Source organism: Mycobacterium paraense, assembly GCF_002101815.1.
Lineage (GTDB): Bacteria > Actinomycetota > Actinomycetes > Mycobacteriales > Mycobacteriaceae > Mycobacterium > Mycobacterium paraense.
Window position 1 is genome coordinate 1 of record NZ_LQPM01000003.1, and the last position, 25,207, is coordinate 25,207.

The window sequence follows — 25,207 nt, forward strand, 5'->3', positions numbered from 1 at the left end:
CCGCCGCCCGATGGGCCGCCCCCGGGCGGCCCCCCGCCGCCCCCGTAGGCGCAAGCATTTTCTTTGGCGCTGTCGCGCAAGCTATACGCGGCCAGAAGCCAACCGGCAGTAGGCTGCCAGCATGGCTGAAGTTATGCCCGTCCTGATGCGCACCGGCGCGGTCGCGCTCGGCTCGACCCTGGCCGGCATCGGTTATGCCGCGTTCGTCGAGCGCAATGCATTCGTGCTGCGCGAGATCACCATGCCCGTCCTGTCGCCGGGATCCACGCCGTTGCGGGTGCTGCACATCAGTGACCTCCACATGCTGCCCAACCAGCGCCGCAAACAGGCCTGGCTGCGCGAGCTGGCCGCCTGGGAGCCCGACCTGGTGGTCAACACCGGCGACAACCTGGCGCACCCCAAGGCGGTGCCCGCGGTGGTGCAGACCCTGGGCGACCTGCTGTCGCGGCCGGGCGTCTTCGTGTTCGGCAGCAACGACTACTTCGGGCCGCGGCTGAAGAACCCGTTGAACTACCTCACCAACCCGACGCATCGGGTCCGCGGCGAGCCGCTGCCCTGGCAGGACCTGCGGGCGGCGTTCACCGAGCGCGGCTGGCTCGACCTCACCCACACCCGCCGCGAATTCGAGGTGGCCGGCCTGCACATCGCCGCCGCGGGCGTCGACGACCCGCACATCGACCGGGACCGCTACGACACGATCGCCGGCCCGGCCAGCCCGGCCGCGAACCTGAGGCTAGGGCTGACCCATTCCCCGGAGCCTCGGGTGCTGGACCGCTTCGCCGCCGACGGCTACCAGTTGGTGATGGCGGGGCACACCCACGGCGGTCAGCTCTGCCTGCCGTTCTACGGCGCCCTGGTGACCAACAGCGGCCTGGACCGCTCCCGCGCCAAGGGACCGTCCCGGTGGGGCGCCAACATGCAGTTGCACGTGTCCGCCGGCATCGGCACCTCGCCGTTCGCGCCCGTGCGATTCTGCTGCCGGCCCGAGGCGACGCTGCTGACGCTGATCGCCACCCCGATGGGCGACCGCGACACCACCAGCGACCTGAGCCGTTCGCAGCCCACCGCATCGGTGCGGTGAGCGATCGGGCGCGCATCGCGGTCCGCACCCTGCCACGAGACTGGACGGACAACGCGATCCGGCTGATCCAGGCCGACGCCCGGCGCAGCGCCGACACCCACCTGCTCCGCTATCCGCTGCCCTCCGCCTGGGACACCGGCGTCGACATCGCCCTGTACCTCAAGGATGAGAGCACGCACATCACCGGCAGCCTCAAGCACCGGTTGGCGCGCTCGCTGTTCCTGTACGCGCTGTGCAACGGGTGGATCGGCGAGGGCACCACGGTCGTCGAGGCGTCCTCGGGGTCGACGGCGGTGTCGGAGGCCTACTTCGCGGCCCTGCTCGGGCTGCCGTTCGTCGCGGTCATGCCGGCGTCGACCAGCCCGGCCAAGGTGGCGCTGATCGAATCACAAGGCGGCCGTTGCCATTTCGTGACGGACTCGAGCCAGGTGTATGCCGAGGCCGAGCGGGTCGCGCATGACACCGGCGGACATTACCTCGACCAGTTCACCAACGCCGAGCGTGCCACCGACTGGCGCGGCAACAACAACATCGCCGAATCGATCTACGAGCAGATGGGCGAGGAGCGCTACCCCATCCCGGAGTGGATCGTCGTCGGCGCGGGTACCGGCGGGACCAGCGCGACGATCGGCCGCTACATCCGCTACCGGCGGCACGCGACCCGGCTGTGCGTCGTGGACCCGGAGAACTCCGCGTTCTTTCCGGCGTACGCCGCAGGTCGGTACGACCCAGAAGACCTCGTGATGCCGGCGTCCTCGCGGATCGAGGGCATCGGCCGGCCGCGGGTCGAACCGTCGTTTCTGCCCGGCGTGGTCGACCGCATGGTCGCGGTGCCCGACGCGGCGTCGATCGCCGCGGCCCGCCACGTCAGCGCCGTGCTGGGCCGCCGGGTGGGGCCGTCGACGGGCACCAACCTGTGGGGCTGCTTCGGGCTGATCGCCGAGATGGTCGCGCAGGGCCGCAGCGGGTCGGTGGTGACCCTGCTCGCCGACAGCGGCGACCGCTACGCCGACACCTATTTCAGCGACGAGTGGGTGGCCGCGCAGGGGCTCGACCCGACCGGCCCGGCCGAGGCGCTGGTCGAATTCGAGCGCACCTGCGCGTGGAGCTAGCCCGGTAGCCTGCGGTTTGGTCAGTCGGCGGCCCGGTGCGATACGCTGTCGTGGCTTCAAGCGGGGTGTGGCGCAGCTTGGTAGCGCGCTTCGTTCGGGACGAAGAGGCCGTGGGTTCGAATCCCGCCACCCCGACTCTTATTTCAAGGGTCTGACCTAGAGCCTGCGCGACGCGCGGGTTGAGCCTGCGCCGCCCCTATCGACACCGGCGTGGGGTCGAGCCGTCACTGTTGTTCAGGCGGTGGGGGCGGCGGCGGGCATGGCTTGCCGCCGCGTATTCCAATGATCGTTCCCGTCGTCGTGGTTACCGGTCCGACCGTCACGCCGCAGGGCCAGTTGGCCTGGTTGCCGGGATCATTCGGGTCCGGGTCAGCTTGCGCGACCCCCGAGCTGGACGCCAGGGCGACGAGCGCCAGCCCCGCGGCGATGGTTGGTTTCCGCATTTTTCTTCTCCCCACTGCCCCGTTGCGCCGGGCCGTCGCGCTGACGCTGAAACTACGACTTGTGCTTTTCCGGGCAGTATTCCGCGGTGGCAGCGAGCACGAACAGCCTGGCTTGGGCCTGGTCCATCCGTAGCTTCAGCTGGTCGATCTCATCGTTCTGGGTGTAGCCGGAGGCGAGGTCCTGGCACATCGTCCGCCCCATATTTCCGGTCTGGGCCGCTGTACCAAGATGGATGCCGTTCGACGCCAGGTAATTGGTGAATTCCGCGTCCTTATTGTCGGCGCTGGCGACGCTTGCGGGCACCAGCATCAGGGCCACCGCAGCGCCGAGCATGCCCCCGCACATCTTCTTGATCATCATCTGCACCACCTTCGAGGCTCACATGACACTCGGAACCAAGTGGGGCACCCGAAGCAACGCGTCGAGGACCCGTACTCGGGTATTCCCCGCGATCGAGAGTTCCTGATCGCCAGTTCCAAAGTTCAACCAGCCGTTCATCTCTCGTTTCGGCCGAGTTTCATCTTGATGCGAGGCGCTAACTCTCCATCCCCGGTTGCACCCGCCGGCGCTCGGCCCGGGTCCAGATGTGCAGTTGCTCGCGGCCGACCAGGCGGCAGCGGTGGGTAGCCGCCAATTGGCGGGCCGCCTTGGTGAACGCCTGATTGGTCACGACCACCGCCCGGTCGCAGCCGTGCTGGCGGGCACCGGCGACGACCTGCTGCACGGCGGCGACACCGACCGCCTTCGCCTGCCGCTTGCACTGGACCGCCATGCGGGTGCCGTCCTTCTGGGCGACCAGGTCGACGCCGTAGTCACCGGTGCTGGCGGTGTGCGTGACGCCCCACCCCACGGTCCGAAGCTGCGCCGCGACGAACGCTTCGAACTCGATCCCCGACATGTCGTCGACGGCCGCGAGATCCGACATCGCGTACCGCAGGTCGCGCCGTCGCTGCCGCTCGGTCCGGTAGCGGTCGCGCCGCACACCGAGCCACAACAGGGCGACCACCGTCAACACCAGCCCGCCCAGCCCCGCCCAGAACCCCGCGACCACACTGCCGGTCGCGCGCTGGGTGAAAAACCAAGGGAGAGCGAACCCCAGTAACAGGGAGGATCCGAGTATCTTCTCCATGGCTCCTCACGGTGACGGCACGGACTCGCCGCTGAACCTAACCGATGGGTGCGACAATTCGGCGCAGGCACAGGCGCAGGCACAGGCGCGGGACGACCGACCGCCTATCGCGCGCCCGCCTGAATCGGGCGCAGCCGCACCCGGGTGCCGTAGCGCGGCGCCAGCATGATGGACCGCCGCACGATCCGCTCCGGCTCGTCGTCGACGGCGCTGAACTCGCCCTCGCGCAGCAGCGTGTGCAGCACGGTGATCAACTCGCGCAGCGAGAACGCCGCACCCAGGCAGCGTTTCACCCCGCCTCCGAACGGCACCCACGCATAGGTTTCGGGCCGGCTGCCCAGGAACCGCTCCGGCCGGAACTCGTTCGGGTGATCGTAGGTGGCCGGGTTGCGGTTGATCGCGATGATGTGAACGACGATGCGCGTGCCGGCCTCGACCAGGTAGCCGCCGATCGGAAAGGGTTGCGCCGCAACGCGAGCCGTGAACGGTGCGGGCGGCCGCACCCGCAGCGTCTCGTGGATCACCGCGGTGGTGAAGGCCTCCTCCCCGATCAGCGCTTCCGCCTGCACGCGCCGCAGCGCCTCGGGGTGGTGCAGCAGCAGATCGAACACCCACGCGAGCGTGGTAGCGGTGGTTTCGTGCCCCGCCAGCATCAGGGTGATCAGATCATCGCGAATCTCGCTGTCGGACAGCGCTTCTCCGTCTTCGCCGCGGGCGCACATCAGCAACGCGAGGATGTCGAGCTGCTCGCTCAGGCGCGGGTCGTTGCGGCGCCGCGCGATGAGCGGCATCACGACGTCGTCGATCTCGCGGTTGGCTCGCGCGCGCTGTGGCCACACCCGCAACGCACCGAGATGGCGCAGCGCGTAGCGGGCCGTCAATTGCTCTGAGACACCGAGGTTCAGCAGACGCTCGAAGGGTCGGCCCAGGCGCCGAACCTCGTCGGGATCGTCCACTCCGAAGATGACCCTGACGATCACGTCCAGGGTGAGCGCCCGCGCCGCCTTCAGCATCTCGAACGGACGGTCGACGGGCCAGCTGTGCATCGCCGCGCGGGCGCAGTTCTCCATGACCGGCACGTAACTGCCCAGCGCGGCGCCGTGCAGCGGGGGCGTCAGCAATTTGCGCCGCCGCAGATGTTCCGGTTCCTCCTGCACGAACATCGATCCCGACCCGTAGATGGCCGCCGCGGGCCCCACCCCCTCGCCGCCGAGCAGGACGTCCGGCGGCGCGGTGAACACCTGCTTGACCAACTCGGGATCGGACACGATCGCGACGTTGCCCAGGCTGAGGATGGGCATGGTCATGATCGGCCCATATCGACGGATGAGCCGCAGCATTCGGCGCTCGCCGCCGACAAGGTAGGCGACCGCGTACGCGGCGGCGAAGGCCGGGCGAAGTGCCCGCGGGGCGGGCAGGCCCGGCGGCGGGCTCAAGGCGTCCGGCTTACCGTCCGGACGAATCGCGGAGGCTGCCACGTTGACGACAGAAACACGGCGCCTCGGGTTGGTCAAGGTGCGGCGGTTGGCCCCCGCACCCCTATCCCTCCGTCAGGCGCAGTCGGCGCAGACGGGAAGTCCCGAGCCCGACTTGCGCATCCGGCTGCGGTGTTGCACTAAAAAGCAGCTCGAGCAAGTGAACTCGTCCGCGCGCTGGGGAATCACCGTCACCGAGAGCTCTTCGCTCGACAGGTCTGCGCCCGGCAGCTCGAAGAAGAGCACGTCGTTAGGGTCCTCGTCGACGACCGCGGTGGTTGAGGCGGGCAGAGTGGCCAGCTCGCGGAGCGTGGACGGGTCCTGCGCCTCGACGTCGGATACGCGGCGTGCGTCGTAATCGCTTGCGGTCGCCATGGGCGTTCCCTTCCTGCTATTGACGGGTCCCCGCACTTGCCTGTACTCACCCGTGGCTGAGTCGATACCCCGATCGGGCGTCCCTCACACCTAATCCAGCCCAAAAAATTTGCGGGCATGACAATAGACGCCTTCCGGCGTCGATCAGTTCAACTGCGCAGGCGGACCGGCCCGCTGACGAGCGACGCTGAACGGGCCCACGCGGACTCGTCGGGCCGGCGGCGGCTATTCGAGACCCAGGCCAGCCCCAACCATGGCGCCGCGACGGCCACTACCAGTCCCGCGATGGCCAACCCGGCGTGCCCGGTCAGCAGCGCGAGCACACCGGCGAGGACGCCCAGCGCCCAAAGCGCCGCCGCCACCCGGCCGGGGACGCCGAAATCGATTCCGGCGTGCAGCCTGTCGGACGTGTCGAGCATGGCGACGTTTTACCCGGTCAGGCCGAAATTTAAACCCCGGTGCGCCGGTCAGCTGGCCGGCGGGGGTGCGGGCTCGTCGGAATGCTCCCTGTGCCAGCGCAGCTCGGCGGCGCGGACTTTATGGTGGCTGCGCAGCAACCAGACTGTCGCCAGCGCACCCACCACGGCGGCCGCCACCACGGCCGCTACGCCACCGCCGACATGCCCGGTCGCGAACGCGCACAAGCCGATTACCAAAGCGACCACGGCGGCGGCCACCCCCGCGACGCCGGTCGTGTGGGGACCATAGGTGAAGGTCTCGCCAGCGTGCTGACGGAACGTGCGCGAGTGATCAACCGGGTCCATCTTGCGAGTCTTCAATGCCCCTCCTCGTGAAACATGTGGTCTGCCAACGCCGTTCGCGTGGCGAGACGCCGGACTGGGGGTCTCTTGGTGCGTACCCGCCGATCGACGGGCCAAACGGCGGGTGTCGGAGGCGTCCGGCGGGGGTATGCCGCGCAGATGACAGCCGCGAAGCCCGCGGGACGCCTTCAGGGCACCCCCGCCGTCTTGTTCGACGTCGACGGAACCCTGGTCGATTCCAACTATCTGCACGTCTACGCCTGGCAGCGCGCGTTCGACGACGAAAAAATGCCGGTCGCCGCATGGAAGATCCACCGCTGCATCGGCATGGACGGCTCCAAGTTGGTACGCATCTTGTCCAACGACGCGCCGGACGACGTGCAGGAGCGGCTCAGCGATGGCCACAGCCGGTACTACCGCGACGTCCTGCCGATGCTGGCACCGCTGCCCGGCGCCCGTGAGCTGCTGCGGCACGTGGCCGGCCTCGGACTGCAAGTGGTGCTGGCCAGCTCGGCGCCCGAGGACGAACTCGAGGCGCTGCTCAAGGCGCTCGACTGCGACGACGTCATCTCCGAAACGACGTCGTCGCAGGATGTCGACACGGCCAAACCCGAACCCGGCATCGTGCAGGTCGCGCTGGACCGGGCCGGCGTGGACGCCAACCACGCGGTATTCGTCGGCGACGCCGTGTGGGACGCGCACGCGGCGGCGGCCGCGGGATTGCCGTGCATCGGGGTATTGTGCGGCGGCATCTCGGGCGCCGAATTGGAGGCCGCCGGCGCGTCACCGATTTTCGCGGATCCGCGGGACCTCCTCGATCATCTCGGGTCCACCCGCATCGCCGAGCTACATACCGCGGGTGCGAAGCAGTAACGGCAATACCCACCAAAAGAACGTAAACAACGCCAGCGCACAGGCTCCCGCTATCAACGCCGTAACGTTTCCGGCCACCGAGGCGAAAACGATCACCGTCACGCCCGTCAGTGCGGTGCCGAGCAGCGCGAGCCCGGCGTAGGCACACCGGTGGGCGGCCGAGACCAGGACCTGCAGGCGGTGCCGCCGGAACAGCAACCGGTGAATGCCTACCGGGGCGACCAGCAGCACCGTTGCGCCCACCGAACACGCGACCGTCCCCAGATACACCAACCGCATCTGTTCGCTGAGGATGTTGAAGCGCTGCTGGAACGGCAGCGTCAACAGGAAGCCGGTGAGCAGCTGCACCCCGGTCTGCACCACGCGCAGCTCCTGCAGCAGGCTGTTCCAATTGCGGTCCAGCCGTTCGATTTCGGTCTCGCCGCGCTCATCGCGGTCCCACTGCTGGTCGTCCTGGGGGTGATCGACGTCCATGGTGGTGATCCTCGCACCGGCGGCCGCCAAGTAATAGGAAGGCTCGCGGCGGGGAGACCTCAGCGGTTGAGGTTGCCGTCCCGGACGGCGGTCAAGGCGTCATCCAACGTCGGGTACAGCGGAAAGGTCTTGTCCAGACCGGTCAGGTGTATCGGTCTCCTGGTCGCCGGTCCCCGGGCGACCACACCGAACTCGGTGGATTTACCGAGCTTTTCGTAGGTCGCGGCAAGGATCTTCAACCCCACCGAGCCGAGAAACTCCACCGCGGAAAGGTCGATGACCAGGGCCGTCGGGCCGTCCGCGATCACCGCGCCGATGGCCTGTTCGAGCGCCGGGGCGGTGACCAGATCGATTTCGCCGCTGACGCTGACCACAGACACACCATCGTGGTCGGTAACCAGCGTGGTAATCGAATCAGGAGCTGACAATGGCGATCCTTTGTCCCGGGCCGTAAGTGTGGTGCAAGCGTAACCTGCCGTGCGAACTGCGAGAAGAATATGCCCTCGACACTTGCCGCGCGATAACTCAGACTAGGCTCCCCATAGGCACTGCTGAGCGCGGCGCGGCAACGGGAGGCCAGATGTCAGATTTGTCGTCGGATTTCGCGAGCACCACCACCGCGGCGCAGACGGTCAGCGAGGGCCTGCTGCCGCAGTTGGTCCAGCACCTGCGCCAGAACCGCACCGTCTTGCGGGAGGAATGGGCCCGCCGGATCACCGAGGCGCAGCTGCTCACCGCGATGACCCCCGAGGAGCTCTTCTCCGAGGCCACCGCCGTCTACGACAACTACGTCGAGGTGCTCGAGACCGGTAGCGTCGAGGCCCTGCAGGCCTACGCGCGCGACCTGTCGGAACGCATCATCCCCCGGGGTGTGGAGACCGACGAGGTGCTGGGCATCGTCCTGCTGCTGCGCGACGTGCTGGCGCGCTCGCTGTTCGAGAAGTACCAGACTGACTTCGAAATGCTCAATCGCGTGCTCGACGCGTACGAGCCGGCGGCCAACCGCATCGCCAACACCGTGGGCGTCAGCTTCGTGCAGGAACGCGAGCGCATCATCCGCCAGCAGCAGGAAGCGATCCGCGAGCTGTCGACGCCGGTGCTGCAGGTGCGCGAGCAGCTGCTGATTCTGCCGATCATCGGCGTGCTGGACAGCCAGCGCGCCCGCCAGGTCACCGAACAGTTGCTGCGGGCCATCCGCGCCAACCGCGCGAAAGTCGTCGTCATCGACATCACCGGTGTGCCCACCATCGACTCCACGGTGGCCAACCACCTGGTGCAGACGGTCGACGCATCGGGCCTGATGGGCGCGAGCGTGATCATCACCGGCCTGTCCTCCGAGATCGCCCTGACGCTGGTGACGATCGGGCTGGACCTGTCCAAGATGAACGCCGTCGGCGACCTGCAGGGCGGTATCGAAGAAGCCGAACGCCTGCTGGGCTACGAGGTCACCCGCACCGGCGAGACCACCGGGTAGACAGCATCAGCGCGAGCACTCCATGCCAGTCCCCATCCTGAAACAGGGCGCGATCCTGATCGCAACGGTGCAGTCCGCCCTGACCGACTCCGAGACCGAACGGTTGCGGCTCGACCTCATGGAGCGGGTCAGCAGGTTTCGCGCGCAGGGCATCATCGTCGACGTCACCGCCATCGATGTGATGGATTCCTTTGCCGCCCGATCGCTGCGGACCATCGCGCACATGACCCGCCTGCGGGGCGCGGACACCGTCATCGTGGGCCTGCAGCCGGAGGTCGCCTTCGCGATGGTCCAACTCGGGCTGGCGTTCGACGACATGAACACCGCGCTGGATCTCGAGGAGGGCCTTGCCCTGCTGAACCGGCAACTGGGACTGGGGAAATCGACGATCGGGCGCGATGGTGGCGGCTGACGTTGTCGTCGACATCAACAATTCCGACGACATCGTCGCCGCCCGCAGAGCCGGACATCAGCTCGCCCTCGATCTGGGCTTCTCGCTGACCGACGTCACGATGGTCGCCACGGCGATCTCCGAAGTCGCCCGCAACATCACCAGCTACGCCGGCCGGGGCACGGTCCATCTCTGGGTGGACGACCGGGACGGCCGCAAGGCCCTGGTGGTGCGCGCCGAGGACGACGGGCCCGGCATCGCCGACATCGAGCGCGCGCTGGAGGACGGCTACTCGACCGGTCGGGGGTTGGGGCTGGGCCTGCCGGGAGCGCGACGGCTGATGGACCGGTTGGTGGTCGACTCGACCCTGGGCCACGGGACCGTCATCGAGATGTGGAAGTGGGTTCCCGCTCGTGCATGAGAACGGGCGATTCGGGCCGATCGAGTGGGCACGGGCGGGTCGCCCGATGCCCAGCGAGTTCATGTCCGGCGACCAGGGCATCGCCGTCGATCTCGACGGCGAGGCCGCACTGTTCGGCTTGGTGGACGGGCTCGGTCACGGCCCGGAAGCCGCGACCGCCGCACTGCGCGCCGTCGACGCGGTCAAGCGCGCCAGTTCCGAGCGGCTCGAGGTCCTGGTCCAGCTCTGCCATCGCATCCTGGCCGGCACACGAGGCGTCGCGATGACGTTGGCGCGCATCGACTTTGCGACCAACACGCTGGCGTGGACCGGCGTCGGCAACGTCACCGCCGATCTGGTGGCCAAGGCCCCGACCGGCGTCGCGATCCGGTCCAGCGCGCGCCTCACCGCGGGGATCGTCGGCTACCGCATCCCGGAAATCCGGCCGGCCCAGACGCTTCCGATCCGCCCGGGCGACCTGCTGGTCATCAGCACCGACGGCATCGCCGAAGATTTCTTGGAGCACATCGACTTTGCGGCCCACGCCGTGGTCATCGCCGAAGAACTCCTCGGTAAGCATGCCAAGGAGACCGACGATGCGATGGTGCTGGCCGCGCGCCACCGGGGGACATCGACATGAGCGCCAACAACGACTTTCACGCCGAATACGCGGCGGCCTTGCGCGCCTACCTGAACGCGCGCGACGAGGACAGCCTGGCCGTCGCGCACGAGCTCGGGCGCCGCGCCTTGCAAGAGCAGATCAGCATGCTCGAAATCATCGAGCATCACGTTCGGCTGGTTCTCGAGGTGTCCAGCGACTACCGGATTGACGCGCCGATCGCACTGGAATTCCTGTTGCAGACGTTGGCGCCGCTGGACGTGGCGAGCCGGGGATTCGTCGATGGCACCAAGCTCTACGCGCGGGAGCGGGCTCGCGCCGAGGGCCTGGCCGATCGCGACAAATTCCGCACCGCCCTGGTGAATTCGCTGCAGGAAGGCTTCTTCGTCGCCGACCACGAGGGCTCGGTGATCGAGATGAACAAGGCCTTCATCGACATCCTCGGCTATCCCGCCACGGGCCTGCCCTACCGCTGGCCCCACCCCTGGCTGGTCGACAAGAAGACCGCCCGCGAACAGCAAGGCCTGGTCCGCAGCAACGGCAGCGCCGAGTACGAAACCCCGATCCGGCACCGCGACGGTCACCTGGCGTGGGTGATGGTCAGCATCAACGCCGTCAAGGAGGCCGGCAGCGATCGCGACGTCTACGTGGGAACGATCCGAGACGTCACCGCGGAGCGGGCATTCGCCGCGCGGGAGAGCGCCGTCCTGCGACTGGCGACGGCCGTGGCGGTCGCCAAGAGCGTCGCCGAGCTGCTGTCGATCACTCTCGACGAATGCCGGGCGGCGATCGACGTCCAACGCGTGATCGCCGTGTCGTGGCCCACCGGCGGTGGCGAACCGGACGTCCAGGTAGCGGGCGACCCACCCGAAACATCCTGGCGCGGAATGGATCCCTGGTTGCGTGGCACTTTCCAGGACGCGCGAAACCAGCTGCCGCTGACCGCCAAGACCGTCGACCGGCCCGACAATCCCGGCAAGGCACAGGGATTGGTCGCGGTGCTGTCCAACGCCGGAGACCTCGCTTTGTGGCTGGAGCTTCGTTCCCCGCGCTGGGTAAGCGCCGAAGACCGGCTCCTGGTCACGGTTCTCATCGGCCATCTCAGCCTGGCCATGCAGCACGTTCGCCAGTTCGAGAGCGCCCGCGAGACGTCGCTGACCCTGCAGCGCGCGATGCTGCCCACGGCGCAGACGCCTACCGGCTTCGCCGTATGCTACGAACCCGCGGTGCCACCGTTGGAGATCGGCGGCGACTGGTATGACGTGCTTTCCCTCGGCGACAACCGCATCGGCATCGTCGTCGGCGACTGTGTCGGGCGTGGACTGCAGGCGGCCGCGACCATGGGCCAGCTTCGCAGCTCGGCGCGCGCGCTGTTGATCAACGGCGCCCAACCGGCGCTGCTGCTCGAGCAACTCGACTTGGCGGCGTCGCTCATCCCGAATGCCTACTGCACCACGGTTTTTCTGGCGGTCCTGGACACCGAGACGGGAGTTCTGGAGTACAGCAACGCCGGCCACATGCCCGCGATGGTCGCCGGGCCGCCGCCGGCGAACACGATGGTGCTGACCGACGCCGCGTCGGTGCCGCTCGCAGTCCGCCGGGACGAGCCGCGACCCCAGGCCTCCCGGGTGCTGCCGCCGGGCTCGACGTTGATGCTCTACACCGACGGCTTGGTCGAGCGCAAGCACGAGTCGATCGACATCGGAATCGCCCGCGCCGCAGACGTTTTGCTCGGGACGGCCAAGCTGGCGCTGGAAGAAGTCCCGGAGGCCGTGGTCGGCGCGCTGGCCCCGGCGTCGGGGTATGACGACGACGTCGCGATGGTGATCTACCGGCACCTGCCGACGCAGCTCCGAATCGAAAGCGAGGCGTTCGCCGGGCAATTGGCCAACGTCCGGCATCGCCTGGCCGCGTGGCTGCGCACCGCCAATGTCCCGGAGGCGGTGACAGCCGACATCGTGCTGGTGGTCAACGAGGCGTGCACCAACTGCGTCGAGCATGCCTACCGCGGGCACCGCATCGGGACGATGCTGCTCGAGGCCGGGGTCGAAGCCGGCCGGGTCCGGACCAGGATCACCGACGCCGGCTCCTGGAAGACACCCGCCACCGAGCCGGGTAACAGCGGGCGCGGGCTGGTGTTGATGCGCGCGCTCAGCAACGCGATGGAACTCCAGAGCGGCCCGACGGGCACCACCGTCGACATCACCTTCGAAGTTCCCGGAGCGGGGCGGTGACGGGCCACCGTTTGCACCGCCCGATTGACGGGTAGTCATCGGCGTGACCCGCACATCAATCCCGGTGGAACCCGCCCTGCCGGCGGCCCACGGACCGCTGTCGACGGCCGTGCGGCACGCGCTGGTCGGGCCGCCCTCCCACGATCACCTCACGCGCATCGGTGCGTCCGTCCGCGACTCCGACCCCTATGGCCTCGATCTCCAGCTGGCGCTGTGCATGTGCTACGAGCTGCATTACCGCGGTTTTGCGGGCGTCGACCCCGACTGGGAGTGGAATCCCGCGCTGCTGCAGTTGCGCGCCGAACTGGAACGCGTTTTTCTCGCCGGCGTGCGACGCGACGTCGGCCCCATCGAGCCCGGGAGCACGGCGGCGGCCGAGATGGAGGCGATCTCCATCGAGCCCACCGACGGCACCGGGCCGTCGTATTACCTGCGGGACACGGGAACCTGGGAGCAGATGCGCGAATACTTCGCGCACCGGTCGGTGTATCACCTGAAGGAGGGCGATCCGCACGCGTTCGCGATTCCGCGGCTGATGGGGACCGCCAAGGCGGCGTTCGTGGCCGTCGAGTTCGATGAATACGGCGCCGGTCGGGGGCCGCGGCTACATCAGCAACTCTTCGCCGACCTGTTGGCGGCCGCGGAATTGGATTCGACGTACCTCGGCTACCTCGACGCCGTCCCCGCCGAGTCGCTGGCGGCGGTCAATCTGATGTCGTTGTTCGGGCTGCACCGCTCGCTGCGGGGCGCCGCGGTCGGGCACTTCGCCTCGACGGAGATCACGTCCCCGCCGGGATCCCGGCGGATGGTTCAGGCGCTGCAGCGGATGGGGGCGCCGTCGGAGTGCATCGAATTCTACGGCGAGCACGTCGAAGCCGACGCGGTGCACGAACAGGTGGTGCGCATCGACGTCGTCGGCGACCTCGTCGCCCGCGAGCCGCAGCTCGACGCCGATGTGGTGTTCGGGATCCGGGCGCACGCCGCGGTCGAAAACCGCTTGGCGGACAAGCTTATGGAGTCGTGGCAGCGCGGTCAGACGTCGCTGCGGCGGCCGCTGGATTGGCGTTAGCCCGCTTCCCGGTGCCGCGGCAGCGCCGATGGCTGGTGTCGCACAACGGATATGCGGCGCTGCGCCGACACGTACAGATCGCCACCATGAACCGGTCGGACTCGACGACCTCCCCGTCGGGCATCTCGATACGCACCGGGCCGGACACCAACACGGGCCCTCCCTTGACCACCTGTACGCGGGTGGTGGTCATGGCTTGTCCGCCCGGATCACGACGAGTTCCTCCTCGCGGCGTCCCCGGGGGATCCGGCCGGTGTCCTCCAACCACGTTGCCCGCGCCGACATGACGGGGCCGAACGGGATCCACTTGGAGGCAATGACTTCGCCCTCCATGCCGGCCCACTTCAGGCGATCCAGCGATTGCTGGACGCCGGCGATGGCGGAGTGTACGAGCAGCAGTGATCCCCCGTCGCACAGCAACTTTGACGCGGCCTCGCACAGCGGGTCGAGGATCAGGCGGCCATCGGCGCCGGCGTTCCAGGCCAACGACGGGCCGGCGCCGGGGCCGATCGATCCGGAATCGTCGCCGGGAGGCGTTGGAACGTAAGGAGGATTCGCCAACACCACGTCGAACGGTGCGAGGTCGACGGCGTCCAGCCACGATCCCTCATGGACATCCACCTCCACGCCCGCAAGCGCGGCATTGTCTGCGCAGCAACGCACCGCATGCGGGCAGATGTCGAAAGCTGTCACGCTGGCACATTCCATTTCGGCCGCGGCGATGGCGACGAATCCGCTGCCGGTGCAGAGATCGAGCACCCGTCGTCCCGGAATCAGCGCGGAATGGTGCATAGCGTCGACCAGCAAACGGGAATCTTCTTGCGGCTGATACACGTTGTGCGCAACCGAGATGACGGGCTCTGGGTAGGTGGTGGTCAATGTGGGCCTTTCACTCAGCCTGCAGGAGATCGCCGTGGCGATCACGGCCTTGGCCTGTGTAATGCCCCCAAAATCGGGGGTTAAAACTGTGCGGAATGATTTCGCTTCAGCTATCCCGTAGCGGCGCGAGCGAATTGCTTAATGATCGTGTCGCAAAACGCCGGGAGGTCCGACGGTGAGCGGCTGGTGATCAAATTGCCGTCGACGGCAACCTCTTCGTCGACCACATGCGCGCCCGCGTTCCGCAGGTCGGTGCGGATGCTGGGGTACGACGTCAGCGTCCGACCCACGGCCACGCCCGCCTCCACCAGCGTCCACGGCCCGTGACAGATCGCGGCGACGGGCTTACCGGAGACGACGAAGTCGCGCACGAACGAGACGGCGGCCTGGTCGAGGCGCAGCTTGTCCGGGTTCACCGTGCCGCCCGGGAGCACCAGGCCGTCGAACTCGCCCACCGACGCGTCCGACACCGCGCGGTCCACCGCGAAGGTTCCGGCCGGCTCGAGGTCGTGGTTGCGCGCCTGGATTTCGCCCGGCTTCAGCGACAACACTTCGACCTGTGCGCCGGCCTCTTCGACGGCTGCGCGCGGCTGCTCGAGCTCGACCTTCTCCACGCCGTCGGCGGCCAGGATGGCAATCTTTACCCCTTGCAACTCATTTGACATCGCGGTACCTCCTTCACGGATGGAGGACGACTTTCGTGCAGCCGTCCTGCTTGTGTTTGAAGATCTCGTAGCCGTGCGGCGCCTCATCGAGACCCAGATGGTGGGTGATGATCATGGTCGGGTCGATCTCTTTGCGGCGGATCCGCTCCAGCAGCGGTCGCATGTAGCGCTGCACGTGGCATTGGCCGGTCTTGATGGTCAGCGACCGGTTCATGATCGCGCCGATCGGAAACTTGTCCATCAGCCCGCCGTAGACCCCGACGATCGAGATGGTGCCGCCGTTGCGGCAGCTCATCGCCGCTTCCCGAAGTGCGTGCGGGCGTTCGGTTTCCAGGCGCATCGCCTGCTTGACGCGGTCGTAGGCGTCCACCGGGGTGGACCCGTTGCGGGCTTCCATGCCGGCCGCGTCGATGCAGTGGTCGGGTCCCCGGCCGGCGGTGATGTCCTGCAGCTCCTCGAGCACCGACGTCTCGGAGAAGTTGACCGGTGTCGCGCCGATCTTCTCCGCGAGCGCCAGGCGATACGGCACCCGGTCGATGGCAATGACTTTGGACGCACCGAGCAGGAATGCGCTCATGATCGCGAACAGCCCGACGGGTCCTGCGCCCCAGACCGCGACGACCTGGCCCGGCTGGATGTCGCACATCTCCGCGCCCATGTAGCCGGTCGGCAGAATGTCCGACAGGAACAACACCTGCTCGTCGGTGAGGTCGTCGTCGATCTTGAGCGGCCCCACGTCGGCGAACGGCACGCGCGCGTATTCGGCTTGGCCACCGGCGAATCCGCCGAGCATGTGCGAATAGCCGAACAACCCCGCCGGCGAGTGGCCCATGAACTTCTCCGCGATGCCGGCGTTGGGGTTGGAGTTCTCGCACAGCGAGTACAGGTCGCGTTCGCAGGCCGCGCACGCGCCGCAGGCGATCGGGAACGGCACCACCACCCGGTCGCCGACGGCGAGGTTGTTCACCGCCTTGCCGACCTCGACGACCTCGCCCATGAACTCGTGGCCCAGCACGTCCCCGCGTTTCACGGTCGGGATGTAGCCGTCGTAGAGGTGCAGGTCCGATCCGCAGATCGCCGTCGAGCTGACGCGCACGATGGCGTCGCGATCGTTGAGGATCTTCGGGTCCGGAACCGATTGCACCTCAACGCTGTTGCGTCCCGCCCAGACGGTGGCTCTCATGCGGTGGCTCCTTCGCTGCTTCCGTTGTGTCCGTTGGGCGCCGCGGGCTGCTGATGCATTTGACGGGCCGCGGCGGTGCCCTCCGGCGAGCCGTCCGATCGCAGCACCTGGCCCGTCTCGAGGATCTGCTTGAACCGGCGGAGGTCGTCGTTGACCTGTTGATCGGGCGACTCGCCGAACAGCGTCGCGGCGGCCTTGCCGACGACGCCGCCCGGCATCTGGTAGCCGATCCGGACCCGGACCTCGGTCCCGGCGCCGTTGCTCGCCGGCGTGAATTCGACGCTGCCCCCGTTGTCGATCGCCGAGCCGGGCAGCGACTGCCAGGCGACCCGCTGGTTGGGCCGGTCCTCGGTGATCTGCGCATCCCACTGCACCGGCTGGCCGACGGGTGCGCTGGCGACCCAGTGTGAACGACCGTCGGAGCCGGCGGTCACCGACTGCAGGTGGTGCATGAAGCTGGGCAGGTTCTCCAGATCGCGCCAGAAGCGGTAGACCTCTTCGGGCGGGCGCTGCACCGTGACGGCGGCGCGCACGGTACGGCGCCGCGCCCCGCCGGCGTGTCGGGCGCCGCCCTCGCGGGTGGAGCGCAACGCAGCATAGAGGTCAACCGCCCCGATGCCGCCCAGCACGACGGCCGCTACGGCGCCCCGCCGCCGACGCCCGCGGCCGCGAGCCGCCACGCCGGCCAGCAGCAGCGTCACGTCCAGCACGTCGCCGGCCACCCGCGTCCACACCAGCTTGTCGGAACCGGCCAACAGCGCCGCTCCGTGGGCGCATTCCCGCGCACCCAGCGCGCGGATGACGCGGCGGGACCGGAGCGTGTCGTCCACGCCGGCAACCGCAGCAACCTTCCGGGGCGCCACCAGCTCGGCCAGACCCAGCCCGAAGCTGGCGCCGGCGAGCGCCTTCACCAACGGTGCGGTGGTGTTGCCGGATTCATCATTCATCGTCTGCTCCCTTGCCATGCCGAGCAGGCGATGGCGCAAAGTGGCTGCTGGACAGCGCGTTTACCCGCCGTCCGCCCGCCCGGCTCTAGGCCTTTGTCGGTATGTCAAACTGCCGGTGGTAGCCCGATGCCCACGATGGCAGTCGGGTACCCCTACCGGACCGGCCCAAACTTGTCATCAACCGGAGGCGTCGCGCAGTGCATCGAGCAAAGGCTGCGCGGCCTCCTTGAGGAAGAGGTCCTGAGTCTCGCCTCCGATCTGGACGAGCGCGATGTCGGTGAACCCCGCCTCCCAGTAGGGGCGGACGGAGTCCACGATCGCGTCCAGGTCGGGGCCGCAGGGGATGGAATCGGCGACGTCCTCGGGTCGCACGAACTGGGTCGCACCAGCGAAACCGGCTGGCGTGGGCAGGTCGGCGTTCACCTTCCAGCCCCCGCCGAACCAGCGGAACTGGTCGTGCGCGCGCCGGATGGCGGCGTCGCGGTCCGGATCCCAGGACACCGGGATCTGGCCGACCACCCGGCCACCTCCGGCGAGGTTGGCGGCCTGCCGCGCGGCGTGCCACTCGCGGACGAGTTCCCCGTCGGGTTCCACGGCGATCAGGTGTTCGGCCAGCTTGGCAAACTTTTCGACGCCCTTCGCCCCGGACATCGCCACACCGATGGCGACCGGAACGTCCGGCACGTCCCACAGCCGCGCCGAATCGACCTGGAAGTACTCGCCGCGCCAGTTCACCAGCTGCCCGCCGAAGAGCTCGCGAATGATCTTGATGGCCTCGCGCAGCATGTCCTGCCGGCGCTCGACGGTCGGCCATCCTCTGCCGACCACGTGTTCGTTGAGGTTCTCACCGCTGCCCAGCCCCAGGGTGAACCGGCCGTCGGACAGGATCTGCACGGTGGCGGCCTGCTGCGCGACGATCGCGGGGTGATACCGCATCGTCGGGCAGGTCACGTAGGTATACAGGTCGACCCGCTCGGTGGCGTGCGCCACCGCGCCCAGCACGGCCCAGGCGTTGGGCGCGTGCCCCTGCGACGTCAGCCAGGGCGAGAAGTGGTCGCTGCACACCTCGAAGTCGAAGCCCCGCTCCTCCGCCGAGACAGCCTGGCGCACAAGGTCTTTGGGTCCACTCTGCTCGGTCATCAGAGTGTAGCCAAAATTCGTCATGCGTTATACGTACCCCGGTCCGCCGGGCGCAAACCGCGCGAGGAGCGGCCCCGCGCCGGTTCCACGGCGGAGTTCGGTCAGTCCGCGGTGGTGATGGAGTCGCCGGTGACCCCGGCCGCCCGGCGGGCGGCCAGCCTGCGTTTCTGCGGCTCGATCGTGTACCGGGGGTCCCGGGCCGATTCCAGCCCGGCTTCGAAGAAACCGAACCTCAGCAGCGCCGACGCCGCGAGCAACGTGGCACCGGACAACGCGGCGACACCGCGGTGGTGCCCGCCGATCAACGCGCCCAGACCGCCCGCGGCCGCGAGCCGTTCGCTCCAGGCCAGCAGGCGGCCCGGCCTGCCCCGATGCAGCGGTTCCCTGGTCACCGGGTCCATCCGGTACTCGGTGAACCGCGCGGAGATCAGGTCACCGATCGCACCGATCACGGCCAGCCTGCGGGCGGGGCCGGCCTCGGCGACCGGGGTGGTGATCATCGCCAGGCCCGCTCCGGCCAGGCTGGCCGAGCTGACGAAGACGAACGGCAGGTCTCGGTGGGCGGCGTTCCAGGTCGGCGTCGCCGTGTCGGTGAGCAGCACCGCGGTGTAGACCGCCAACGGGGCCGCGAACACGGCGGCTTCCAGACCCGCCGGTCCCTCCACGGCGCGCAGCACGGGCCGCAATGGGCCCAGCGGGATTCGTCCGCCCGTCATCCTGTCGACCTCGGAGACCGCCGCGATGCCGATGCCGGCGCTGAAGAAGCTGAGGATCCACGAGCCGATGCTCATCGGCGAGGTCAGCTTGACGGTTCGCAGCATGTTCACGAAACGCTCGGGCCGGCCCAGGTCCTTGACCAGCGCGACGGCGCCCACCATCACGGCGATCAAAGCGGACAGCCTGGTGTTGCGGCGCAACGTGTTTCGCCCGGTGAGCTGGGCGCCCGCCGCCAGCAGACCGGACCCGCCTGCGACACCGCCCAGGAACAGATAAGCCGCCACCTCGTGTCCCCACGGCGCGGGCTTGACGACCGGCCGTCCGTAATAGGAGGTGAACTCGGCCTCGGGGACCATCGGCATCTCGCGGGAACCGTCCCCACCACCGCGACGGCCCGCGCGCCTGCCTCTGCGCCGCCTGCCGCCCTCGGGCTCCGGCGGACGGAGGCTGTCGAATTCCGAAGTGCTCACGCTATTTCACCGGCCTTTCCAGAAGGCCAGCGCCGCGGCCGCAACCATGCCGGCCGCAGCCACGCTCGCCCTTTTGAACATCCGCGGCAGGTCGGCCGTACACACCCGCGGGTCGGGCGGCAGCCCGTAGACCTCCGGTTCGTCGAGCAGCAGGAAGATCGACCCGATCCCGCCGACGCCGTCGTGTTCGTTGGCGCCGTAGAGGCGGGCCTCGGTGAGCCCCTGGGCGTGCAGCTGGGCGACCCGTTCGCGGGCCTTGACCACCAGGTCGTCGTGATCGCCGAACTTGATCGAGGTCGTCGGGCAGGTCTTGGCGCACGCCGGTATCTGATCCTCGACCAGGCGGTCGTAGCAGAGGGTGCACTTCTGGGCCACGCCGCTGACCGGTTTTTCGACCGGGCGGCCGGGCCGCTGCGCCGGCGTGGTGTACGTGCCGTCGTTGCGGCGCTCGACCACACCGAACGGGCACCCGGCCACGCAGGTGCCGCAGCCGTTGCAGACGTCATCCTGCACGACGACGGTGCCGAACTCGGTGCGGAACAACGCCCCCGTCGGGCAGACGTCGAGGCAGCCGGCGTGCGTGCAGTGCTTGCACACATCCGACGACATCAGCCAGCGGAACTCCGGGGTGTCCGGCGGCGTGATGTCGGGGCGGCTCGCGGCCCCGGGAATCGGAGGCATGCCCAAATCGATCAGGGCGCGGCCGGATTCCCGCGCCTCCTCGATGCGGTCCCGGCCCTGCTCGATGAACGCCACATGCCGCCAGGTGCTCGCGCCAAGCGAGCCGGTGTTGTCGTAGGACGACCCCAGCAGTTCGAGGTCGCCGTCGCGCGGGTTGCGGTTCCATTCCTTGCACGCCACCTCGCAGGCCTTGCAGCCGATGCAGATCGAGGTGTCGGTGAAAAAACCCTTGCGCGGCCTGGGAACTGCCCAGCCGGCGTCACTCGTCGGGTCGGTCGGCCCGCTCAGCTGGCCCATCGGCTCCCCCTTCCCACACGCCGTCGCTGATCCGCGCGTTGCCGGTTTCGGTGGTGGCGCCGGAGCGGGATTGATACTCGGCGATCAGACGCAGCAGCTCCTCGCCCTGCGGTCGGCGCCCCGGCCGGATATCGCACGACCCGGCCTTGGATTCCTGGATCTGCACGTTGGGATCCAACGTCACCCCGAGCAGGTCGTTGGCCGCGTCGCCGCTGACCACCGCGTCACTCCCGACGCCCCAGTGGTACGGCAACCCGATCTGGTGCACCGTGTGGCCGTTGACGACCAGCGGCGCAACGCGTTTGGTGACCAGCACCCGTGCCTCGATCGCCGCGCGGGGCGAGACGATGGTGGCCCAGCCGTAGGGCTCGAGACCGCGTTCGGCGGCCAGCTCCGGGGAGACTTCACAGAACATCTCCGGTTGCAGCTCCGAGAGGTAAGGCAGCCACCGGCTCATGCCACCGGCGGTGTGATGTTCGGTGAGCCGGTAGGTGGTGAACACGTACGGGTACACGTCGGCCCCGGGCTCGTCGGCACTCGGCGCGCTCAGGTTGTCCTTGCGCGGGAAGGTGATTCGCGCCGGATTCCGCTGCTGCGGATACAAGGCGTTGGTGACGGGCGACTCCTGCGGTTCGTAGTGCGTGGGCAGCGGCCCGTCGACCATGCCCTTCGGCGCGAACAGCCAAGCCTTGCCGTCGGCCTGCATGATGAACGGGTCGTCGCCGGCCAGGGCGTCCGGGCCGCCGACATCCGGATCCGGCCGGACGTGCGGAGCACGGTCGACGGGGAAATCGGGCACGTCGTCGCCCACCCAGCGGGACTGCTGCTCATCCCACCAGATATAGCGCTTGCGCTCGCTCCACGGTTTGCCGTCGGGGTCGGCCGAGGCGCGGTTGTAGAGGATGCGGCGGTCGGCCGGCCACGCCCACCCCCACTCCGACTGGCTAGGACTCGGACCGCCCAGCGGCGCCCGCCGGGCGGCCTGGTTGACACCTTCGGCGTACACGCCCGAGTAGATCCAGCATCCGCATGACGTCGATCCGTCGGCCCCCAATTCGGTGTACCCGGGAACGGGCTGGCCGGCTTTGGGACCGGTCAGATAGCAGCCGCTGATCTCGGCCAGCACCGCAGTGGGATCGGGCTCGCCATGCTCGTCGGTGGGATAGTCCCACGTCAGATCGAGCAGCGGCCGGTCACGTTCGTCGGTGGATCCGGCCAGCCGCTGGCGGATTCGCTTGCCCAGCTCGACGAAGAACTGCAGCTCGCTCTGGCAGTCGCCGGGTGGATCGACTGCCTTGTGCCGCCACTGCACCAAGCGTTGGGTCTGGGTGAACGAGCCGGCCTTCTCGACGTGGGTCGCCGCCGGGAAGAAAAACACCTCCGTCTCGATCTCCTCCGTCTTCAGCTCGCCGGATGCGATCTCCGGGCCGTCCTTCCAGAACGTGGCCGACTCGATGAGGTTGAGATCGCGCACCACCAACCACTTCAGGTGCGACATACCCATGCGCTGCATCCGGCCGTGTGCCGATCCGACGGCCGGGTTCTGGCCGAGCAAGAAGTACCCGTCGACGTCGTCGTCGAGCATCGACATGACCGTCTGATAGGTGCCGTGCGGGCCGGACAACCGCGGCAGGTAGTCGTAGGCCCAGTCGTTGTCGGCACGGGCGGCGTCGCCCCACCACGCCTTGAGCAGGCTGACGAAGTAGGTGTCCGCGTCGGCCCAGAAACCCTTCTGGTTCTTGGGTCCGACCGCTTCGACGTACTCCCGGAACGTGTCGTGCACGCCGGCCTTCGGCATCGACAGATAGCCCGGCAGCAGGTTGAACAACGTCGGGATGTCGGTCGACCCTTGGATCGTGGCGTGTCCGCGGAGCGCCATGATGCCGCCGCCCGGGCGACCGACGTTGCCCATCAGCAGCTGCAGAATCGTTGCGGTGCGGATGAATTGGGCCCCGAGCGTGTGCTGCGTCCAACCGACGGCGTAGGCGAAGCAGGTGGTGCGCTCGCGCCCCGAGTTCTCGACGATGGACCGGGCCAGGTAGCCGAAGTCGTCGACGCTGATGCCGCAGACGTCACGCACCATCTCCGGCGTGTAGCGCGCGTAATGCCGCTTGACGATCTGAAACACCGTTCGGGGATGTTGCAGGGTCTCGTCGCGCTGCACGCGGGCATGGGGCAACGGCGGACCGCCGCTGCCGTGCACGTCACCGGCCGCTCGGGCCGATGCGCTGGCGCCGTGCTCTTGTCGGCTTTCGTCCTGCTCTTGTCCCGCGTACGCCCAGGTCGATGAGTCGTATTGGCCGGTCTCGGGATCGTAACCGGAGAACAGACCGCCCAGATCCTCAGTGTCGCGGTAGTTTTCGTTGATCAGGGTCGCCGCGTTGGTGTACGCGACGACGTACTCCTTGAACCACAAATCGTTGCTGATGATGTGGTTGATCAGCGCGCCGAGCAACACCACGTCCGAGCCGGCCCTGATCGGGATGTGCTTGTCCGAGACCGCCGAGGTGCGAGTAAAACGCGGGTCGACGTGAATCACCTTGGCGCCGCGGGCTTTCGCCTCCTCGACCCACTGAAAGCCGACGGGATGACATTCGGCCATGTTGGAGCCCTGGATGACGATGCAGTCGGCGTTGGCCATGTCTTGCAGTGTTTGGGTGGCGCCGCCGCGCCCGAAGGAGGTTCCCAGACCGGGAACCGTGGAGCTGTGTCAAATACGAGCTTGGTTCTCGATCTGGATGGCGCCGGCGGCCGTGAAGAGCTTCTTGATGACGTAGTTCTCTTCGTTGTCCAGGGTGGCGCCGCCGAGTGCGGCGATCTTCATGGTGCGCCGCAGCGGGTGCCCCTTTTTGTCGATATCCTGCCAGGCGTGGCGACGGGCCTCGACGAAGCGGTCGGCCACCATGTCGATGGCGGTGTCAAGGTCCAGCGGCTGCCATTCGGTCGCCCGCGGCGGGCGGTAGAGCACATGCAGCTGCCGACCCGGCGAGTTCACCAGCTGTTCGCTGGCAGCGCCCTTGGGGCACAAGCGGCCTCGCGAGATCGGCGAGTCCGGGTCACCCTCGATCTGCACCACCCGCTCGTCCTTGACGTACACCCGCTGCCCACAACCGACTGCGCAATACGGACAGATGCTTTGCACCACCCGGTCGGCCGTCGTCGTGCGCGGCGTGATGGCGCGGGTGTGCTTGGAGGTCACGGCCGACCCGCGGCCGAGCTTGTCGCCCGAACGCAGCTGACGCAAGACGGGCCACTCCAGAAAAATCCTCCGCATGGGCATGACTTCTACCCTAGTGCGCGCCGGCGAAACCCCGCTCGCTCAGCGGACCACGATGGTGTGCTCGCCGCCGGCCACGAGCTCGCCGATGACGGGCGCGCCCGGGATCTCGCCCGCGATCAGCAGGCCGCCCGAGGTTTGCGCGTCGGCGAGCAGCAGGGCCTCGTCCTCGCCGACCCCGGACAGGTCGGCGTGCGGCGCCACCCAGTCTAGGTTGCGCCGGGTGCCGCCGCTGACGTAGCCCGCCGCCAACGCCTCCCGCGCGCCCTCCAGGTAGGGCACCGCCGCCGCGTCGACGATCGCGGTGACGCCGCTGGCCCGGGCCAGCTTGTGCAGGTGCCCGAGCAGGCCGAAACCCGTGACGTCGGTCGCGCATTCGACGCCGGCGGCCAGCGCCGCGGCCGCCGCCTCGGCGTTGAGCGTGGTCATCGCCTCGATCGCCTGCTCGAAGCGCTCGCCGGTGGCCTTGTGCCTGCTGTTGAGCACGCCGATCCCCAGCGGCTTGGTCAGCGACAGCGGGGTGCCCGGCTTGCCGGAGTCGTTGCGCAACAACCGGTTCGGGTCCGCGATCCCGGTGACCGCCAGCCCGTATTTGGGCTCGGGATCGTCGACGCTGTGCCCGCCGGCGAGGTGGCAGCCGGCCAGGCCGCAGACGTCCAGCCCGCCGCGCAACGTCTCGGCCGCCAGCTCGAAGGGCAGCACCTCGCGCGGCCAGCCCAGCAGGTTCACCGCCACCACCGGCCGCCCGCCCATCGCGTAGACGTCGGACAGCGCGTTGGTGGCCGCGATGCGCCCCCAGTCGTACGCGTCGTCGACCACCGGGGTGAAGAAGTCCGTCGTCGCGATCAGCGCCGTGCCGCCCTCGAGCCGCACCGCGGCCGCGTCGTCGCCGTGGTCCAGCCCGACCAGCAGTTCGCCGACCGGGTCGCGCGGCGCGCTCGCCCCCAACCCGCGGACGACGTCCTCCAGCTCGCCGGGCGGGATCTTGCACGCGCAGCCGCCGCCATGGGCGTACTGAGTCAGTCGGTAGCTCACGGATA

28 protein-coding genes and 1 tRNA gene are annotated in these 25,207 nt (G+C 68.5%); 10 read left to right on the forward strand and 19 right to left on the reverse strand.

Annotated elements, in window-relative coordinates; translation table 11 throughout:
• Window positions 1–121 precede the first annotated feature (121 nt).
• The 3 genes from AWB89_RS01140 to AWB89_RS01150 all read left to right on the forward strand — a co-directional run bounded on the left by AWB89_RS01140 (window position 122) and on the right by AWB89_RS01150 (window position 2,328).
• The gene (locus AWB89_RS01140; RefSeq protein ID WP_085171211.1) at window positions 122–1,081 is read left to right on the forward strand and encodes a metallophosphoesterase; all 960 of its coding nucleotides are present in this window, start codon (window positions 122–124) and stop codon (window positions 1,079–1,081) included.
• A complete protein-coding gene (gene cds1, locus AWB89_RS01145) occupies window positions 1,078–2,193 on the forward strand; it encodes an L-cysteine desulfhydrase Cds1 (RefSeq protein WP_085171212.1) in 1,116 nt (371 codons plus the stop codon). Before AWB89_RS01140 ends, cds1 begins: the two co-directional genes overlap by 4 nt.
• 61 nt (window positions 2,194–2,254) lie before the next feature.
• A tRNA-Pro gene (locus AWB89_RS01150) sits at window positions 2,255–2,328 on the forward strand.
• An 89-nt stretch (window positions 2,329–2,417) separates the two neighbouring features.
• Here AWB89_RS01150 and AWB89_RS26825 read toward each other — a convergent pair.
• The 7 genes from AWB89_RS26825 to AWB89_RS01180 form a co-directional block, all read right to left on the reverse strand.
• Window positions 2,418–2,636 carry a hypothetical protein gene (locus AWB89_RS26825; protein ID WP_139830539.1) on the reverse strand — a complete coding sequence of 73 codons (219 nt, stop codon included), beginning with the start codon at window positions 2,634–2,636 and terminating at the stop codon, window positions 2,418–2,420.
• 52 nt (window positions 2,637–2,688) lie between these two features.
• Complete coding sequence (locus tag AWB89_RS01155; RefSeq protein ID WP_139830540.1) at window positions 2,689–2,997, reverse strand: DUF732 domain-containing protein; 309 nt, start codon at window positions 2,995–2,997, stop codon at window positions 2,689–2,691.
• A gap of 175 nt (window positions 2,998–3,172) precedes the next feature.
• Window positions 3,173–3,766, reverse strand: coding sequence for a restriction endonuclease (locus AWB89_RS01160; RefSeq protein WP_085171213.1), 594 nt, complete (start codon window positions 3,764–3,766; stop codon window positions 3,173–3,175).
• 104 nt (window positions 3,767–3,870) lie between these two features.
• Entirely contained in the window at window positions 3,871–5,280 is a 1,410-nt protein-coding gene (locus AWB89_RS01165; protein WP_142282396.1) for a cytochrome P450, read from the reverse strand.
• Between the two features lie 36 nt (window positions 5,281–5,316).
• Window positions 5,317–5,616, reverse strand: a complete 300-nt coding sequence (locus tag AWB89_RS01170; protein WP_085171214.1) for a DUF4193 domain-containing protein — start codon at window positions 5,614–5,616, stop codon at window positions 5,317–5,319.
• 149 nt (window positions 5,617–5,765) lie between these two features.
• Window positions 5,766–6,035 (reverse strand): hypothetical protein, encoded by a 270-nt coding sequence (locus AWB89_RS01175; protein WP_142282397.1) that lies wholly within the window; start codon window positions 6,033–6,035, stop codon window positions 5,766–5,768.
• Window positions 6,036–6,083: 48 nt separating this feature from the next.
• On the reverse strand, window positions 6,084–6,380 hold the full coding sequence (locus AWB89_RS01180) for a hypothetical protein (RefSeq protein WP_085171215.1): 297 nt from the start codon (window positions 6,378–6,380) through the stop codon (window positions 6,084–6,086).
• Between the two features lie 156 nt (window positions 6,381–6,536).
• Between AWB89_RS01180 and AWB89_RS01185 the strand changes: the two genes are divergently transcribed.
• Window positions 6,537–7,250, forward strand: a complete 714-nt coding sequence (locus AWB89_RS01185) for an HAD family hydrolase (protein WP_085171216.1) — start codon at window positions 6,537–6,539, stop codon at window positions 7,248–7,250.
• Here the strand turns inward: AWB89_RS01185 and AWB89_RS01190 are convergent.
• Entirely contained in the window at window positions 7,224–7,724 is a 501-nt protein-coding gene (locus AWB89_RS01190) for a DUF6328 family protein (protein WP_085095265.1), read from the reverse strand. The two genes, AWB89_RS01185 and AWB89_RS01190, sit on opposite strands and share 27 nt — an antisense overlap.
• 59 nt (window positions 7,725–7,783) lie before the next feature.
• Window positions 7,784–8,152: an STAS domain-containing protein gene (locus AWB89_RS01195; protein WP_231971434.1), complete on the reverse strand. Its 369-nt coding sequence runs from the start codon at window positions 8,150–8,152 to the stop codon at window positions 7,784–7,786.
• Between the two features lie 152 nt (window positions 8,153–8,304).
• Between AWB89_RS01195 and AWB89_RS01200 the strand changes: the two genes are divergently transcribed.
• From AWB89_RS01200 to AWB89_RS01225, 6 genes are read left to right on the forward strand one after another with little or no spacing between them, the layout of a single operon-like run.
• Complete coding sequence (locus AWB89_RS01200) at window positions 8,305–9,198, forward strand: STAS domain-containing protein (RefSeq protein WP_085094888.1); 894 nt, start codon at window positions 8,305–8,307, stop codon at window positions 9,196–9,198.
• A gap of 22 nt (window positions 9,199–9,220) precedes the next feature.
• Window positions 9,221–9,610, forward strand: coding sequence for an STAS domain-containing protein (locus AWB89_RS01205; protein WP_066916656.1), 390 nt, complete (start codon window positions 9,221–9,223; stop codon window positions 9,608–9,610).
• A complete protein-coding gene (locus tag AWB89_RS01210; protein ID WP_085095269.1) occupies window positions 9,600–10,010 on the forward strand; it encodes an ATP-binding protein in 411 nt (136 codons plus the stop codon). Before AWB89_RS01205 ends, AWB89_RS01210 begins: the two co-directional genes overlap by 11 nt.
• 46 nt (window positions 10,011–10,056) lie before the next feature.
• Window positions 10,057–10,629: a SpoIIE family protein phosphatase gene (locus AWB89_RS01215; protein ID WP_085171217.1), complete on the forward strand. Its 573-nt coding sequence runs from the start codon at window positions 10,057–10,059 to the stop codon at window positions 10,627–10,629.
• Window positions 10,626–12,842 carry a SpoIIE family protein phosphatase gene (locus tag AWB89_RS01220; protein WP_085094892.1) on the forward strand — a complete coding sequence of 739 codons (2,217 nt, stop codon included), beginning with the start codon at window positions 10,626–10,628 and terminating at the stop codon, window positions 12,840–12,842. Before AWB89_RS01215 ends, AWB89_RS01220 begins: the two co-directional genes overlap by 4 nt.
• A gap of 43 nt (window positions 12,843–12,885) precedes the next feature.
• Window positions 12,886–13,911, forward strand: a complete 1,026-nt coding sequence (locus AWB89_RS01225) for an iron-containing redox enzyme family protein (protein ID WP_085171218.1) — start codon at window positions 12,886–12,888, stop codon at window positions 13,909–13,911.
• Here the strand turns inward: AWB89_RS01225 and AWB89_RS01230 are convergent.
• The 10 genes from AWB89_RS01230 to selD form a co-directional block, all read right to left on the reverse strand.
• Entirely contained in the window at window positions 13,853–14,104 is a 252-nt protein-coding gene (locus tag AWB89_RS01230) for a CDGSH iron-sulfur domain-containing protein (RefSeq protein WP_085094896.1), read from the reverse strand. The two genes, AWB89_RS01225 and AWB89_RS01230, sit on opposite strands and share 59 nt — an antisense overlap.
• The gene (locus AWB89_RS01235) at window positions 14,101–14,790 is read right to left on the reverse strand and encodes a HemK2/MTQ2 family protein methyltransferase (RefSeq protein ID WP_085171219.1); all 690 of its coding nucleotides are present in this window, start codon (window positions 14,788–14,790) and stop codon (window positions 14,101–14,103) included. The genes AWB89_RS01230 and AWB89_RS01235 overlap by 4 nt, the downstream gene beginning before the upstream one ends.
• Before the next feature lie 110 nt (window positions 14,791–14,900).
• Window positions 14,901–15,455 (reverse strand): type 1 glutamine amidotransferase domain-containing protein, encoded by a 555-nt coding sequence (locus tag AWB89_RS01240; RefSeq protein ID WP_085094900.1) that lies wholly within the window; start codon window positions 15,453–15,455, stop codon window positions 14,901–14,903.
• Between the two features lie 13 nt (window positions 15,456–15,468).
• Window positions 15,469–16,638 (reverse strand): zinc-dependent alcohol dehydrogenase, encoded by a 1,170-nt coding sequence (locus AWB89_RS01245; protein WP_085171220.1) that lies wholly within the window; start codon window positions 16,636–16,638, stop codon window positions 15,469–15,471.
• A complete protein-coding gene (locus tag AWB89_RS01250) occupies window positions 16,635–17,585 on the reverse strand; it encodes an SRPBCC family protein (protein ID WP_142282398.1) in 951 nt (316 codons plus the stop codon). Before AWB89_RS01250 ends, AWB89_RS01245 begins: the two co-directional genes overlap by 4 nt.
• Before the next feature lie 177 nt (window positions 17,586–17,762).
• Complete coding sequence (locus AWB89_RS01255; protein ID WP_085171222.1) at window positions 17,763–18,749, reverse strand: LLM class F420-dependent oxidoreductase; 987 nt, start codon at window positions 18,747–18,749, stop codon at window positions 17,763–17,765.
• Between the two features lie 77 nt (window positions 18,750–18,826).
• On the reverse strand, window positions 18,827–19,912 hold the full coding sequence (nrfD, locus tag AWB89_RS01260; RefSeq protein WP_085171223.1) for an NrfD/PsrC family molybdoenzyme membrane anchor subunit: 1,086 nt from the start codon (window positions 19,910–19,912) through the stop codon (window positions 18,827–18,829).
• 6 nt (window positions 19,913–19,918) lie between these two features.
• Complete coding sequence (locus AWB89_RS01265; protein WP_085171224.1) at window positions 19,919–20,890, reverse strand: 4Fe-4S dicluster domain-containing protein; 972 nt, start codon at window positions 20,888–20,890, stop codon at window positions 19,919–19,921.
• A complete protein-coding gene (fdh, locus tag AWB89_RS01270; protein WP_174627797.1) occupies window positions 20,853–24,170 on the reverse strand; it encodes a formate dehydrogenase in 3,318 nt (1,105 codons plus the stop codon). Before fdh ends, AWB89_RS01265 begins: the two co-directional genes overlap by 38 nt.
• A 39-nt stretch (window positions 24,171–24,209) precedes the next feature.
• Window positions 24,210–25,202: a selenide, water dikinase SelD gene (gene selD / locus AWB89_RS01280; protein ID WP_085094915.1), complete on the reverse strand. Its 993-nt coding sequence runs from the start codon at window positions 25,200–25,202 to the stop codon at window positions 24,210–24,212.
• Window positions 25,203–25,207: the final 5 nt, after the last annotated feature.

Excerpts from the sequence above, each read along its gene's own strand:
- AWB89_RS26825 (WP_139830539.1), bottom strand. The coding sequence starts at position 2,636 with ATGCGGAAACCAACCATCGCCGCGGGGCTGGCGCTCGTCGCCCTGGCG.
- AWB89_RS01200 (WP_085094888.1), top strand. The coding sequence starts at position 8,305 with ATGTCAGATTTGTCGTCGGATTTCGCGAGCACCACCACCGCGGCGCAG.
- AWB89_RS01230 (WP_085094896.1), bottom strand. The coding sequence starts at position 14,104 with ATGACCACCACCCGCGTACAGGTGGTCAAGGGAGGGCCCGTGTTGGTG.
- AWB89_RS01245 (WP_085171220.1), bottom strand. The coding sequence starts at position 16,638 with ATGAGAGCCACCGTCTGGGCGGGACGCAACAGCGTTGAGGTGCAATCG.
- AWB89_RS01205 (WP_066916656.1), top strand. The coding sequence starts at position 9,221 with ATGCCAGTCCCCATCCTGAAACAGGGCGCGATCCTGATCGCAACGGTG.
- AWB89_RS01265 (WP_085171224.1), bottom strand. The coding sequence starts at position 20,890 with ATGGGCCAGCTGAGCGGGCCGACCGACCCGACGAGTGACGCCGGCTGG.
- AWB89_RS01185 (WP_085171216.1), top strand. The coding sequence starts at position 6,537 with ATGACAGCCGCGAAGCCCGCGGGACGCCTTCAGGGCACCCCCGCCGTC.
- AWB89_RS01220 (WP_085094892.1), top strand. The coding sequence starts at position 10,626 with ATGAGCGCCAACAACGACTTTCACGCCGAATACGCGGCGGCCTTGCGC.
- AWB89_RS01160 (WP_085171213.1), bottom strand. The coding sequence starts at position 3,766 with ATGGAGAAGATACTCGGATCCTCCCTGTTACTGGGGTTCGCTCTCCCT.
- AWB89_RS01180 (WP_085171215.1), bottom strand. The coding sequence starts at position 6,380 with ATGGACCCGGTTGATCACTCGCGCACGTTCCGTCAGCACGCTGGCGAG.
- AWB89_RS01190 (WP_085095265.1), bottom strand. The coding sequence starts at position 7,724 with ATGGACGTCGATCACCCCCAGGACGACCAGCAGTGGGACCGCGATGAG.
- AWB89_RS01170 (WP_085171214.1), bottom strand. The coding sequence starts at position 5,616 with ATGGCGACCGCAAGCGATTACGACGCACGCCGCGTATCCGACGTCGAG.
- AWB89_RS01240 (WP_085094900.1), bottom strand. The coding sequence starts at position 15,455 with ATGTCAAATGAGTTGCAAGGGGTAAAGATTGCCATCCTGGCCGCCGAC.
- AWB89_RS01175 (WP_142282397.1), bottom strand. The coding sequence starts at position 6,035 with ATGCTCGACACGTCCGACAGGCTGCACGCCGGAATCGATTTCGGCGTC.
- AWB89_RS01140 (WP_085171211.1), top strand. The coding sequence starts at position 122 with ATGGCTGAAGTTATGCCCGTCCTGATGCGCACCGGCGCGGTCGCGCTC.
- AWB89_RS01215 (WP_085171217.1), top strand. The coding sequence starts at position 10,057 with ATGCCCAGCGAGTTCATGTCCGGCGACCAGGGCATCGCCGTCGATCTC.
- AWB89_RS01155 (WP_139830540.1), bottom strand. The coding sequence starts at position 2,997 with ATGATGATCAAGAAGATGTGCGGGGGCATGCTCGGCGCTGCGGTGGCC.
- AWB89_RS01255 (WP_085171222.1), bottom strand. The coding sequence starts at position 18,749 with ATGACGAATTTTGGCTACACTCTGATGACCGAGCAGAGTGGACCCAAA.
- AWB89_RS01250 (WP_142282398.1), bottom strand. The coding sequence starts at position 17,585 with ATGAATGATGAATCCGGCAACACCACCGCACCGTTGGTGAAGGCGCTC.